The 15,065-nt window shown below is 56.7% G+C and carries 8 protein-coding genes; 7 read left to right on the top strand and 1 reads right to left on the bottom strand.

Translation table 11 applies throughout. The annotated features are described in order from the left end of the window. Nucleotides 1-22: 22 nt before the first annotated feature. Nucleotides 23-1,669: a carboxylesterase/lipase family protein gene (locus tag ACXAD0_RS15265; protein WP_475089447.1), complete on the bottom strand. Its 1,647-nt coding sequence runs from the start codon at nt 1,667-1,669 to the stop codon at nt 23-25. A gap of 192 nt (nt 1,670-1,861) precedes the next feature. Between ACXAD0_RS15265 and ACXAD0_RS15260 the strand changes: the two genes are divergently transcribed. The 7 genes from ACXAD0_RS15260 (at nt 1,862) to ACXAD0_RS15230 (ending at nt 15,042) form a co-directional block, all read left to right on the top strand. After that, the gene (locus ACXAD0_RS15260) at nt 1,862-2,011 is read left to right on the top strand and encodes a hypothetical protein (protein ID WP_475089446.1); all 150 of its coding nucleotides are present in this window, start codon (nt 1,862-1,864) and stop codon (nt 2,009-2,011) included. A 126-nt stretch (nt 2,012-2,137) separates the two neighbouring features. Beyond that, the gene (locus ACXAD0_RS15255) at nt 2,138-3,403 is read left to right on the top strand and encodes an MDR family MFS transporter (RefSeq protein WP_475089444.1); all 1,266 of its coding nucleotides are present in this window, start codon (nt 2,138-2,140) and stop codon (nt 3,401-3,403) included. Between the two features lie 653 nt (nt 3,404-4,056). Further along, nucleotides 4,057-6,474 carry a BapA/Bap/LapF family prefix-like domain-containing protein gene (locus ACXAD0_RS15250; protein WP_475089442.1) on the top strand — a complete coding sequence of 806 codons (2,418 nt, stop codon included), beginning with the start codon at nt 4,057-4,059 and terminating at the stop codon, nt 6,472-6,474. A 389-nt stretch (nt 6,475-6,863) separates the two neighbouring features. Beyond that, nucleotides 6,864-9,926 (top strand): BapA/Bap/LapF family prefix-like domain-containing protein, encoded by a 3,063-nt coding sequence (locus tag ACXAD0_RS15245; protein ID WP_475089440.1) that lies wholly within the window; start codon nt 6,864-6,866, stop codon nt 9,924-9,926. 135 nt (nt 9,927-10,061) lie between these two features. Further along, complete coding sequence (locus ACXAD0_RS15240) at nt 10,062-11,498, top strand: TolC family outer membrane protein (RefSeq protein ID WP_475089438.1); 1,437 nt, start codon at nt 10,062-10,064, stop codon at nt 11,496-11,498. Further along, the gene (locus tag ACXAD0_RS15235) at nt 11,489-13,789 is read left to right on the top strand and encodes a type I secretion system permease/ATPase (protein WP_475089436.1); all 2,301 of its coding nucleotides are present in this window, start codon (nt 11,489-11,491) and stop codon (nt 13,787-13,789) included. The genes ACXAD0_RS15240 and ACXAD0_RS15235 overlap by 10 nt, the downstream gene beginning before the upstream one ends. Beyond that, nucleotides 13,786-15,042 carry a beta-barrel domain-containing protein gene (locus ACXAD0_RS15230; protein ID WP_475089434.1) on the top strand — a complete coding sequence of 419 codons (1,257 nt, stop codon included), beginning with the start codon at nt 13,786-13,788 and terminating at the stop codon, nt 15,040-15,042. The genes ACXAD0_RS15235 and ACXAD0_RS15230 overlap by 4 nt, the downstream gene beginning before the upstream one ends. Nucleotides 15,043-15,065: the final 23 nt, after the last annotated feature.

Genomic DNA, 15,065 nt, shown 5'->3' with positions numbered 1-15,065 from the left:
ACGAAAGCAGCTCAGCATCAGTCTAAAGGTAGCGCCCGATTATTTCATTGGGGATGTGTCTCCATATACGATGCAGATCCCGGGGTTTGAGATTGTACACATGTTCCTGAGGATGTTTGCCAAACCGACGGCTGTGTCCCTCTGAAAAGGACTTCCAATCCTCTCCGGGAGAGCCATGTTCGGCAAAATTCAACCACGCGTTTCGCATTTCTTCGCTGAGCGTATGGGGGTCAGATTCCCCACCATACAAGTGCTGAAGGTCTTCCTTGCCGTGGGTACCAAATACATATCCCAGTTCAACAGCATGGCAAGCACCGAGTAACGGCTGAGCGGCGAGGGGTTGGGCAAACTGATAGTGGAAAGCCGGACCTTTGTGCGCTTCGAGCATTCTCAACCCGGGCAGGGTAAAGATCATATCCGTCAGCATCAGATTCCAGACCCGGCTCCATTCAGGCCACAGGCTTTCCTCATGGCGGCTCGCACGCTCGGCGTAGTGATCCAGCAGTGGGTCCAGCAAATTCTCCGGAACCAGCCATTCCAGTCGGCTGCGAATCTGTTCCCGATCGAGTGAGTAAACTTCAGGGTACGGGATACTGAAGAGATTCCACTCCTCTACATTGCTGCCGAGCATCAATGCGACGTCGGCGTTCCTACCCTCGCGGAGGGCATCCATTGGTGCGTAGGGTAACAGTTCTGTATCGATGACGGGTTTAAAGGGCAATTGTCCCCACTGTGTCTCGAGCCTGGGATCCGAGAGAAGAGCCTTTTGCGCCTGCAGTAGTTCCCTTGTGGTTGCTTGATTGGGGCCCTTTGCGGCGATTCCCTCCAAATGTTCGACAAACGCCTCTGCCACCAGATTGGCACGATCCTGTGTATGTAAAACGCATGGGCTGCCACTCTGGACAACCGCCTTGTGGAAGAGCCCTTTGCAGGCGGGGGCAGCGAGGAGGGCTGCAATACTCATTGCACCGGCAGATTCACCGAACAGGGTGATGTTATCCGGGTTTCCGCCAAACGCTGCAATATTTTGATGCACCCAGCGGAGTGCGGCAATCTGATCCAGTAAGCCCTCATTGCCGGTTGCGGGGCATCCACTGATATCCTTCAGCCGCAAAAAACCCATACTGCCCAGGCGATAGTTGCAGGAGACAACAATCGCCCTGCCACTGGCAGCGAGATGGCGACCGTCGTAAATACATTGGCAAGAGGATCCCATATAGAAGGATCCACCATGGAGCCACAGCATGACCGGTAGTGGCTTCTCTATATGCGTCGGCGCATAGACATTTAAGTAGAGACAGTCCTCATTATCCGGTTCTTCTCCATTCGGTCCGCGGACCTCCAGTAAAACCGATGGATTCTGCGGCGAAGGCTGTCCGAACTGAATAGCGTGGTACGGTTGTTTCCATGGTGGGACAGGTTGTGGTGGATGCCAGCGACGCTCGCCCACGGGCGGGAGAGCGTATGGTACGCCGAGAAAGGATCGGACGGTTCCGTTTTCTTCCCGGCGGCCAATCAACGGCCCGCATGGACTGTCCACGATGTCGCTTAATGGGTGGCTCTCAGAATTGGCTCGCTCGAAGTTGGAGGGTTCCGCATTCATCTCTTTGTCGTTTTCCTTCACGATACTCTGACTGTCTGCTTCCTGCAGCGCGGAAAGTATAGACACCGACCTGAATTTCATTGAATGGACAAAAAACTTTCATGTCGGTGTTTTCAAATTTGACGCAGCCGTTTACTATCATCTGACTGTCGGGTGATGCCCGCGGAAAACAGAACGCGACGTCCTGGAGAGTGGACACCTCTCAAAGGGTCGCGACCGAAGAACCAATACAGTTCACAGCCAATGAAACAACTGTCGATGAACAAGTACTACGCCATGCCACAGCTGAATACTCAGCCGCTGGCCTGTGCCTGTCTGACAGCTGGTCATGCGGTGAAACTGCTGACGCAGGTGGCCTCTATTCGTGCCCTGCGTCTCTGGTCCGTAAAACTGTTGCCGCCGCGCTAGAACACCCCACATGCCCAGAGCTGGAAGGTGTTTCACCTTCCAGAAGAAAACCCGGAAGGTGATCCTTCCGGGTTTTTTTTTGCCGAAATTATTGCCGATTCGGTATCGAATGAAGGAGTAAACACTATGGAAAGGCAATGGTGGCAGTATCTTCACAGCTTCCCGCCGTTGATTTGGGTATTGATGCTCGGAAGCCTGATTGGGCGCGGAACCTATTTTATGGTTTGGCCATTCCTGGCAATCATCCTGCACCAGAAGTTTGCGCTGGCGCCTTCTATGGTGGGACTTATTTTGAGTTCGGCAGCGGTGACGGCTGCCCTGGTCGGATTTTTTGCAGGCGCATTATCGGATCGCTGGGGGCGCCGGGCCCTGATGCTGTCTGGCACCGCATTGAACGGCGTCGCGTTTTTGATATTGGCGTTCGCTGATGCTCTGTGGGTTTTTGCGCTCGCAATGTTGTTATGTTCTCTTGGCCGCGCGATCTGGGAAACTCCGGCGGGCGCGTTGATTGGGGATCTGGTGCCCAACCAACGTGCGAGGGAGTTTGCACTGCAGTTGCGCTATTTCCTGGTTAACGTCGGTGCAGCGATTGGCCCAATCCTGGGGGTCTGGCTTGGTATCAGCGCGCAGCAAAAGACCTTTTCCCTGACGGCATTGAGCTACCTGTTACTGTTTGCCGGATTTATTTGGGCGTTTTCGTTCACGAACAGTGGCAGAACTGCAGCGCGCTACAGGGCGTGGTCAGCATCCATGGGCAAAACGTTGAAGATCCTTTCCCGGGACCATGGTTTTTTGATGATCGTAGTGGCAAATGTGGTGATGTTTTTCGTCTACGCGCACTTCGATTCCAGTCTTGTGCAGTACCTGTATCAGGCAGGGCTTCCCGAGGTCGTCAAGTTGGTCTCGGCGATGATTCTGGTGAACGCGTTGACGATTGTGGTTTTGCAATTCCCATTGTCGATTGCACTGGGTAACTTTTCGGTGGCCCATCGGATCTATATCGGTCTGGTCATCCTGGCGATTGGCCAGCTGTGGTTTGCCCTCAATCCTGTCAACTGGATTGCAGGATGGTTGGCGGCAGCATTTGTCGTGAGCTTTGCAGAAGCCATTCTGTTTCCAAACTTGAGTGTTCAAGTTGACCAGATGGCGCCGAGAAACCTGCGTGGCGCCTATTTTGGGGCATCGGCGTTTTATGCCGTAGGCTGGTCCTTGGCACCGGTAGTGGGAGGCGTTGTGTTGGAACTCGCCAGTGGCCCGGTGCTCTATCTGGCGATGGCGATTTTATGTGGGCTCGTTATCCATCTGTATCGAGTCGCCGAAGGACTGTCGCGACCAGATCTTGATGACGATGATCTCGAGCTGTTGCAAACCAGTGAGGTGACAAAGGCCTAAGGCAGTTTTCTGAGCGACTTTGAGCAGGCGATCATTCGGGCCTGGTAAGGGTGCTCTATCAGAGCGGGTAGCAGATGGCGTTCTAGTTGTTTGCTACTCGTCCTGTTTCCCTCCATTCAGGCTTGAGTCCGCGCGTTCGATGGCTTCCTCCGAATTCTTGCTGGCCACCGCAATCGGGCGTTTAAAGGTAGGCCTGGGAAGCTTATACCGTCAGGTCTATGCATACTAAGTCACCGCTATCGTCCCACTCAACCGGCATTCGCCGCTGATCGTGCCTTTGCCTGAAGTCTTCTGCAGGTCGATGGTTTGCAGTCAGGGTTTTCCATCGCCATGTGATCACAACCTACTTAAAGCGTTTTGCGGGAAGAGCACGTTTTCTATCGGGTGCCATGAGTCTGATTTTCCAAAACAAAAACCTGAGCGTCAGATTGAGGTCGGCAAGGGAAGGAGGCGTCAGGCTAGCTTGTATTTGTCTCTAGATTCAGCCATAAAAAATACTAGCGTGGTTAAAAAGTGATCAGCTGGCTCTTCGGAAAAGGAATTCCGCGTCAAAGGGTTTTCGCTTCGAGTACCTCTGAAACTCCGACCCGCAGGCAGCCTGGAGGCAAATTTGTGTCTCGGGATCCCAGTAGTTTTAGCAGTTGGGTAGTGCTATGAGTATTACGGTTATCGACAGGGCAAGCGGATCTGTCAGGGAGCTACCGTTCGGCGATATAAGATTAACGTCGCCGGATATCGTCAAGCTCTCCGCCGGCCCGGAAGCGGTAGCCTCTTATAGTCAGGCAGGTAATAACCTGGTTGTCACGCTGAACTCTGGCGAGTCCTTCACCATTTACGATTTCTTTATGCGGGGCGAAGGTGCTCTCACGAGTGAGATAGTGCTGGAGGACACTGCGGGGCAGCTTTGGTGGGGACAGTACACTTCCGACGATTTCATATTTTCACCTCTGACCTCCATCGAAAGCCTCGCTTCTGGTGAGTTTCAGCCGGTTCCCTATACCTATTTCGACCCGAACTCAGACGCTGCGGCCTCTCTGGCAGCCTTTGTCCCTAAGGGCGCCGGCGCGGCTGGCGCTGCCGTGCCGCTTGCCGCTACTTCCTCAAGTTCTGCCGGTTTGATTCTGCCAGCGATTGCTGTTGGTGGCGTCGCGTTAGATCCTGAGGAGGGGGAAAGACCGTTCGTGCCGTTCGATCCCACATTTGGATTACCACCCGATAACGATGCGGATGCGGATTCGGATGCGGACGCCGACGCGGACACTGACGCAGACGCGGACGCGGACGCTGATTCCGATTCGGACGCGGATGCAGACGCCGATGCAGACGCCGATGCAGATGCGGATGCCGACGCCGACGCAGATGCCGACGCGGATGCCGATGCGGATGCCGATGCGGACGCTGATGCCGATGCCGATGCCGACGCCGACGCCGACGCCGATGCAGATGCAGACGCCGATGCCGATGCCGATGCCGACGCTGATGCGGACGCCGACGCCGACGCCGACGCCGACGCCGATGCCGATGCCGATGCCGATGCTGACGCGGATGCAGATGCAGATGCTGACGCGGACGCCGACGCCGATGCCGACGCCGATGCCGACGCCGACGCCGACGCCGACGCGGACGCCGATGCTGACGCTGATGCGGATGCGGATGCGGATGCGGATGCCGACGCAGATGCGGACGCCGATGCCGACGCCGATGCGGATGCGGATGCCGACGCAGATGCGGACGCCGATGCCGACGCCGATGCGGACGCTGATGCCGACGCCGACGCCGACGCCGACGCCGATGCGGACGCTGATGCCGATGCCGATGCCGACGCCGACGCCGACGCAGATGCAGACGCCGATGCGGATGCCGATGCAGACGCTGATGCAGACGCTGATGCGGATGCGGATGCCGATGCCGATGCAGACGCTGATGCAGATGCTGATGCAGATGCAGATGCTGATGCGGACGCTGATGCCGACGCCGACGCCGACGCCGACGCCGATGCGGACGCTGATGCCGACGCCGACGCCGACGCCGATGCAGACGCCGATGCGGATGCAGACGCCGATGCCGATGCTGATGCGGATGCCGACGCCGACGCCGATGCTGATGCCGATTCCGATGCCGACGCAGATGCGGATGCGGATGCCGACGCCGACGCCGACGCCGATGCTGATGCGGATGCTGATGCGGATGCGGATGCGGATGCGGATGCGGATGCGGATGCGGATGCGGACGCCGATGCCGATGCCGATGCCGATGCGGATTGCGACGCTGATGCCGATGCCGATGCCGATGCCGATGCCGATGCCGATGCCGATGCCGATGCGGATGCCGATGCGGATGCCGACGCCGATGCGGATGGAGACGCCGATGCCGATGCGGATGCGGATGCCGACGCGGATGCGGATGCCGATGCGGATGCGGATGCGGATGCCGATGCCGACTGCGATCTACCGAATGCGATCTCGTATACAGCCTTCCGCCTTGAAAACGGGGATGTTGTAAAAGTCGAATTCGGTGATACGGAGATTACTGACTGCAAGTATCCGGAGACACTATTCGACTGCATCGAAGAAACGTATGGCAGTGCGCCCGTTGAATATGTGATGAAGGCTGGCAACGACCACTACGATGAAGATGGCAATCTGGTCAGCCAGCAAGAGCTTGAGGCCAATTGGCCGACAAATCCTGCTGGCAATGTCGGCGGTCCTGGTGTGATAGAGACGACCCTTGAGGATCTCTGTGACGATGCGGGGCTGGAGTCCGGCGCAATGGTCAGTGAAATCGAAATCGATTGTGAGACCGTTGACCTGGGTGAAATGCGTGAGACGGCAGAGACGCATCTTGAGCAAGCACAAGACGCTGTCGAAGTCGAGACGCCGGAACTCGATGATCTTCTGGAACCCGACGAGATGGATATCGAACTACCCGTAACGCAGTCTGCGGAAATGAGGTTCGGTGAAAACAGCTCTGGAGGTGGCCATGAGCTCGCTGGGCCGGATGTCACGCCATCCCTCGACGAAGAAGATCCGTTCGGTGACGAGCTCAACAACGGTGACAGCGAAGGGATCTAAGTGAGATGCGCAGTCACCCACCGGGAGGCCGGGTAATCCAGGCTCGGTTTCCCAAGGCGGACTGCGATTAGATTGCTGAAAACATTCCTGTCATAGGTCTTGCCAAAAGGGGCTCTTTGAGCCCCTTATCTTTTCTTGTCACTCGCGAGAGGGTTTAGGTGACTGTCCCCATCCGAAGAATGATTCAGGTGACATCGCGACTTGCAAAGCGTGAGGAGGTCGCCCATAAAAAATATTGAGCGGTTAAAAAATGATCGGTTGGTCGTTCGGAGAGAAATTTCGCGTCAAAGGGTTTTCGCTTCGAGTACCTCTGGAACTCTGACCCGCAGTTAGCCCTGAGGCAAATTTTTGCCTCGGGATCCCAGTAGTTATAGGAGTTGGGTAGTGCTATGAGTATTACGGTTATCGACAGGGCAAGCGGATCTGTCAGGGAGTTACCGTTCGGCGATGTAAGATTAACGTCGCCGGATATCGTCAAGCTCTCCGCCGGCCCGGAAGCGGTAGCATCTTATAGCCAGGCAGGTAATAACCTGGTTGTCACGCTGAACTCTGGCGAGTCCTTCACCATTTACGATTTCTTTATGCGGGGCGAAGGCGCTCTCACGAGTGAGATCGTGCTGGAGGACACTGCGGGGCAACTTTGGTGGGGCCAGTACACTTCCGACGATTTCATATTCTCCCCCCTGACCTCCATCGAAAGTCTCGCATCGGGTGAGTTTCAACCGATTCCATATACCTATTTCGACCCGAACTCGGACGCAGCGGCTTCACTGGCAGCCTTTGTGCCCAAGGGGGCCGCTCTCGGCGCTGGTGCAGCGCCGGTTGCAGCCGCTTCCTCGAGCACTGCAGGATTGGCCCTGCCGGGGATCGCTGCAGGCGGGGTATTACTTGATGATGACGATGATAATGATGGCGGCCTGAGCCCTCCGCCAGTATTTGGCCCAGAGGAACCTGATGATGAGTTCGAACCCGTAGATCCTGGGTTTGGAGTACCGCCTCCTGGGTTCCGTCCACCGCCGGACGGTGATGCCGATGCCGATGCGGATGCAGATGCAGATGCAGATACGGATGCAGACGCCGATGCGGATGCCGATGCCGACGCGGATGCCGATGCGGATGCCGATGCGGATGCCGATGCCGATGCAGATGCAGATGCGGATGCTGACGCCGATGCGGATGCTGACGCCGATGCGGATGCCGACGCCGACGCGGATGCGGATGCGGATGCTGACGCCGACGCGGATGCTGACGCCGATGCGGATGCGGATGCCGATGCAGATGCAGATGCTGACGCCGATGCAGATGCCGACGCCGATGCGGATGCCGATGCTGACGCCGACGCCGACGCCGACGCCGACGCCGACGCCGACGCGGATGCGGATGCGGATGCTGACGCCGATGCGGATGCCGATGCAGATGCAGATGCAGATGCGGATGCTGATGCCGATGCGGATGCAGATGCAGATGCTGACGCCGATGCAGATGCCGACGCCGATGCCGACGCGGATGCGGATGCCGATGCCGACGCGGATGCTGACGCCGACGCCGACGCCGACGCCGACGCCGACGCCGACGCCGACGCGGATGCGGATGCTGACGCCGATGCGGATGCGGATGCCGATGCAGATGCGGATGCTGATGCGGATGCGGATGCGGATGCGGATGCAGATGCCGACGCGGATGCGGATGCCGATGCGGATGCGGATGCCGATGCGGATGCAGACGCCGACGCGGATGCCGATGCGGATGCCGATGCAGATGCCGACGCCGACGCCGATGCGGATGCCGATGCGGATGCAGACGCTGACGCCGATGCCGACGCGGATGCCGATGCGGATGCCGATGCGGATGCAGACGCCGACGCCGATGCGGATGCCGATGCAGATGCAGATGCCGACGCGGATGCCGACGCGGATGCCGACGCGGATGCAGATGCCGACGCAGATGCGGATGCCGATGCGGATGCGGATGCAGACGCAGATGCCGATGCCGACGCGGATGCCGACGCGGATGCCGACGCGGATGCCGATGCGGATTGCGATGCAGACGCCGATGCGGATGCCGATGCAGACGCCGATGCGGATGCCGATGCCGATGCCGATGCCGATGCAGACGCCGATGCAGACGCCGATGCAGACGCCGATGCCGATGCGGATGCCGACGCGGATGCAGATGCCGATGCCGACGCGGATGCGGATGCGGATGCGGATGCCGACGCGGATGCAGACGCCGATGCGGACGCCGACGCCGACGCCGACGCCGATGCGGATGCGGATGCGGATGCCGATGCGGATGCCGATGCGGATGCCGATGCAGACGCCGATGCGGATGCAGACGCCGATGCCGACGCGGATGCGGATGCGGATGCGGATGCCGACGCTGATGCCGATGCCGATGCCGATGCCGATGCCGATGCCGATGCGGATGCCGATGCGGATGCCGATGCGGATGCGGATGCCGATGCAGATGCTGACGCGGATGCCGATGCCGATGCCGATGCGGACGCCGACGCCGACGCCGACGCCGATGCCGACGCCGATGCGGATGCAGATGCGGATGCGGATGCCGACGCCGATGCGGATGCAGATGCGGATGCGGATGCCGACGCCGATGCGGATGCTGACGCCGATGCCGATGCCGATGCCGATGCCGATGCCGATGCCGATGCCGATGCCGATGCCGATGCCGATGCCGATGCGGATACGGATGCCGATGCTGACGGGGACGCTGACTCAGATGCCGACGCGGATGCGGACGCCGATGCCGATGCTGATGCTGATGGGGACGCTGATGCAGATGGAGATGCAGATGCCGATGCTGATGCAGACGCCGATGCAGACGCCGATGCGGATGCCGATGCCGACGCGGATGCCGACTGCGATTTACCGAATGCCATCTCCTACACCGCGTTCAGACTGGAAAATGGCGATGTAGTGAAAGTTGACTTCGGTGATACCGAAATCACGGACTGCAAGTACCCGGAAACACTATTCGAGTGTATTGAGGAGACCTACGGCAGTACGCCAGTTGAATATGTGATGAAGGCCGGACCGAATCATTACGATGAGGACGGAAACCTGGTGAGCGAAGAGGAGCTGGAGGCGAATTGGCCGACGAACCCTGCGGGTAATGTTGGTGGGCCAGGTGTCATCGAAACGACGCTCGATGATCTCTGTGATGAGGAAGCCGTTGACAATAACGTGGCGGCAAACTCTGCACAGGTCATGTCAGCGGACGAAGAAGAGTCTCCGGGAATTGACGATCTTCTGGAGCCTGATGACGCGGAGATTGAGTTCCCATCTGATGCCAGTGAGGAATCCGCTTCGACTGAGGAGTCTGAAAGTGGCCATCCTGTTGATCATCAAGCGCAGGGCCCGGATGTCGTGCCATCCATGGAGGAAGAGGATCCATTCAATGATCCACTCGCCGGCGGAGGGCAAGAAGAGCTCTAGCCTCTAGTCAGCAAAAAACCGGACAACCGGGCCATTCGGCCCGGTTGTTCATTGTCTAAACTAAAGGATGAAATTTCGCGTTAACACTCGGCCAAAGGACCTGGCCGCCAAACATAAATAACAGGTCATACGGATATGGCTGAATTGAAAGGGCAGGGTGCTCCAAAGTGGGGTCGCTCAGTCGTATTAGCGAGTATTTGTTTCTCCTTTCTATCTCTCGCCCAGGCTCAGCAAGCCACCGAGCCTGCCTCCGGGGGTGTGAGTCCACAGGTAATCGGTGAGGAAGTTGCCGCTCCCGGTGGACCAGTGTTTTCACAGTCCGTGTTGGGGGACGCTGGCAGCCCAGTCTCCATCACTGATGCCGTCCTCCATGCCGTGCAGTGGCATCCCGCGGTCAGCGAAGCTGTCGGCGGCTTGAACCGAGAAATGGCCAATATAAAGAGTGCGAGGGCGGGCTATTTTCCCCAGATTAGCGTGGGCGTCGTCGCTGGAGAAGAGAGCGACTCGGACAGTGAAAACTATGCGTTCCAGCTGTATGCCTCACAACTCATCTATGACTTTGGCAAGGTATCCAGCGATGTAGCGCTGGCAACCGCTGGGAGGAGTAGGGCTGAGGCCAATTTGCTCCTGACTATCGATGAGGTAGCAAGAGATACCGCATTGGCAGCGGTTGAAGTACAGCGTTACCAGCAATTGGTCTTCTCCGCGCAAGAACAGGTTGACGGCGTTGCCGCGATCAGTCGTTTGGTCGAAATGCGGAGTAAGCGAGGTGCGAGCTCCTATTCCGATGTACTTCAGGCTAAATCAAGAATGGAAGCCGCACGAGCGTCTCGAATTCAGATTGAGGCTGATTTAAATCAGTGGCGCAGTGTTCTTCAGTCATTGACGGGTAGCCCGGATCTGTTTTCCTTGTCAGGCGAGTTTCCGGAGAACGCCTCTGGTGCATGTGATATTGAAGGGGGGATGGAAGCTGTTTCTCCCCAACTATTGATCGCAGAAGCTGAGCGCGCTGAGGCATTTGCACGTATGAAGCAAAGCAAAGCGCAGGCGTGGCCGACCATTTCTATTGACGGTAGCGTCAACCGATACTTGAGTGAACGCTACGTAGATTCAGACGTTCTAGACGAACATGAATCAGCGATTTTCTTGCGCGTTTCAATGCCCGTCTATCAGGGCGGCAGAATTCGATCTAATCGTGATTCTGCCGGGTTCGCGCTGCGCTCCGCAGAAGCCGCTCGTGATTTTGCCAGGTTGGAGATCGACAGAGATCTTCAATCTGCAAGACGCCAGGCAACTGGGTTGGATAGTAGCCTGAGTATTTTGTCCACTCGAGAGGAATCGATCAGACAGACTCGAGACTTGTATCGCAAGCAATACAGCGCTCTTGGTACGAGAACACTGATCGATCTCCTGAACGCAGAGCGCGAGCTGCATCAGGCACGGACCGAGCGCCAGAATACCCTTTACGATCTACACCGACTGGACATTTCCTGTCTGTATACCGCCGGCCGTCTGCGCGAAGCGTTTACGATTGAGGGAAGAGAGGTTCAGGGAGTCGCAATATGGCCCTAACCCAGCAAGAAAATGTATCGAAGTTCGATGGCATGGGCGCATCGGAAAGTTCAGAAGACTATGGCTGTGGGGCAGAAACCCGACGATTGGTCGGATCTTGGTGGAAACCGATATTGCGCGTCGCGCGACACTATCGCGTTGACCATTCTCCGGAGAATGTACGCCTTGCGGGTCTGGCCTGTGACGGTGCGGAGAGCAGTACTGTCATAGAGGCAATGGTTCGTCATGCGGGCCTGAAAATCCAGGAAGTGAAATATGAATCGGCGAGAATCACTGCCGAACGATTGCCTCTTGTGGTTGAGCTAAAAACGGGTCCAATTGCAGTAATAGATAGCATCGATACGCTTGGTACCGTGACATTGAAAATCAATGATCGCAAGGAGAGCGGTAGTTACACCAGAGAAGCGTTAGATAGCGAAGTCAAACGTCTATTTGTGCTACGTCCAGATGAGGTTGTACAGGACTCCAGAGTTGACGATTATATCGATACAGATAAGAAAAGTTGGCTTCAGGACATTTTGTTGCAAAACGTTCGTCCCTATGGCCACGTGCTATTAGCGACAATCGCAGCGAATTTTTTGGCACTGACGGGCATTCTGTTTGCCATGCAGGTATATGATCGCGTTATTCCCGCGGAGTCATTGCCCACACTCTACGTTCTATTCTCCGGGGTCGCAATTGCTCTGGTATTCGACTTTGTCTTGCGCTGGATGCGTATTCGCATCACGGATTTGCTGGGGAAACAGGCGGATCTCAAAATGTCTGACCGGGTTTTCGGAAGGGCACTACGACTGAAGAGTTCTGAGAGGCCAAAGTCTACCGGCGCATTCGTATCACAGATTCGCGAGCTGGATAGAGTCCGAGAGCTGCTCACCTCAACGACAGTGACGGCGATGGCAGACATACCCTTCTTGCTGCTCTTTCTGCTTGTATTCTGGGTAGTGGCCGGTCAGCTCGTCCTGGTTCCACTCTTTGCTGCCGTATTCATGGTCTTGCCGGGGCTTCTGCTGCAGCCTCGTCTCAAGAAACTTGCCAGTGCTTCGATTAGAGAATCCAGTCTCCGTCATGCGACGCTAATGGAAGCCGTGCAAGGGTTTGAAGATATCAAGGGCTTGCGTTCGGAGCAGAGATTTCTTAGCCAATGGAATCAATATAATGCGGTTACGGCCGAGTCCAGTGCAAAGCTACGCAGCTTGCTCAACTTGCTTTCGGTGTGGAGCCAAAAGGTTCAGATGTCAGTATTTGCATTGGTTGTACTTTTTGGTGCGCCACTGGTCATGCAGGGTGAAATGACAACTGGTGCCCTGATCGCCGCGTCAATTCTTGGCTCCAGGACGATGGCGCCGATGGCGGGGGTCACGCAGATTTTAAATCGCTGGCAGCAGGCGAGGGTAGCGATGCAGGGACTGGATCAGATTATGAATCTTCCAGTGGACTACCCGGAAGGCGCGCGTCTGGTGCACAAACCGGTGATACAGGGCGTCTATCAGTTCAGCAACGCAATCTTCCAGTATGACAGTGAAGCGCGGCGGCCAGCCCTGACGGTCGACGAGCTGCAAATTCGCCCTGGCGAAAAGGTGGCGCTGCTTGGCAAGAACGGCGCAGGGAAGTCAACGTTACTACAGGCACTGTCCGGTCTGCTGGAACCGAACTCCGGCATCATTACGCTGGATGGCGTGGTGTTGAATCAGATTGATCCCGCGGATGTTCGTCGCGACCTGAGTTATCTGAACCAAAATGCGCGTCTCTTTCATGGAACGCTGAGGGAGAACCTCATCATGGGGGCGCCCGACGCGACGGACGAGGATCTATACAGTGCGCTATCTCTCTCTGGAGGCATTGATTTTGTTCGGAATCAGACCAGAGGTCTCGACCATGTCGTACTTGAGGGCGGTTTGGGGCTGTCTGGAGGTCAGCGCCAGCAATTGCTACTCGCGCGACTGCTGGTGCGTGATCCGCGGATTTTGCTTCTGGATGAGCCGACGGCTTCGATGGATCAACTGGCTGAAAAAGCCTTTATCGCGAAAATGTCGACCTGGTGCAAGGAGCGTACGCTCATCGTTGCCACACATCGACGCAGCATACTGAGCCTTGTGGATCGCGTCATTGTCGTCGACTCTGGAAGAATCATCATTGACGACTCGCGCGATGCTGCATTGCGCGCGCTGCGGCGGGTTACGAATGAAAGTCGTCGTGAGTCGAATCCCGCTGTCGACGAGAGTAGGAAAAGCACCAGCTCAAGTAGTGGCGATGGTGAAGATGGTGTTAGCCGCGAGGTCACAGAGTCGTGAGTATTGAATCGAAGGCCGCGGAGAACAAGCCCGCAGTGGTTATGCAGCGCGGCGTGGAGGGGGCCTTTCGTCATAAGCGTAATGGTCTGGATGTGGCCGCAGACTGGGAAGATGACTACGTACTCCGCCAATCGTCGAGGATCGTCTGGGTCTTCTTTCTTCTGCTCGCCACACTGGTGAGTTGGGCCTTTTTTGCTCAAATTGACGAAGTCTCGTCAGGTGTTGGAAAAGTAGTGCCGACTTCGCGGGCCCAGGTTATTCAGTCTCTGGAAGGCGGCATTCTTGCGCAGCTGAATGTGAGGGAGGGCGATATTGTCGAGCATGGACAGGTCCTGGCACAGTTAGACCCCACCAAGGTTCGCTCGAACGTCGAGGAAAGTGCAGCGCGCTATCGGGCTGCTGTGGCCAAGGTCGCCCGCCTGAGTGCAGAAGTGAACGGCGAGAAGCTGGAGTTCCCAGAGGAAATTCAGAGTCATGAAGAGCTTATTGCCAAAGAGCGCAAGCTGTTCAAATCACGCCAGAAAGGACTCGAAGAGTCGCTGGATGGTATTCGACAGTCCCTCTCCCTGGTGAACAAAGAGCTATCGATCACCCGCTCACTGGTGCAGTCTGGCGCCGCAAGTGACGTCGAGGTGTTGAGATTGAGTCGGCAAAAGGCTGACCTCGAACTGAAAATCACGGAAGCGCGGTCTGCCTATATCGTTGAAGCCCGGGAAGAGTTGGCCAAAGCAAGTACCGAAGTTTCGGCGCTGGCTTCAGTCATTGAAGGCCGTAATGATGCGCTCTCGCGCCTGACACATCGGTCGCCGGTTCGGGGTATCGTCAAGGATATTGAGATCACGACCATTGGGGGAGTCATTCCGCCGAATGGTCGCCTGATGGAAATCGTGCCGCTGGACGACAAACTGTTGATCGAAGCGCGAGTCTCGCCCCGGGATATTGCATTTATTCGCCCTGGGCTCGCGGCAAAGGTGAAAATTACCGCATACGACTATGCGATCTATGGCGGACTCGAAGGGGCTGTGACGACCATTTCGCCGGATACGATTCAGGATGAAACCGCCCCCAATGAGTACTACTACCGCGTCTTTATCTTGACGGAATCGGACGCGCTGGTGAATAAAATAGGGAAGGAGTTCCCCATTGTGCCCGGAATGATTGCCAGCGTTGATATCCGCACTGGCTCAAAGACGGTAATGGATTATATGGTGAAACCATTCAACCGGGCGAAGGAAGCACTGCGAGAGCGTTGATCCTTGCACCCGGCATCCTCATC

This window comes from Microbulbifer sp. ABF4_148, from assembly GCF_056158985.1.
Note: the sequence above shows the minus strand (reverse complement) of the source record. Positions and strands in the feature narration are given on the sequence as shown.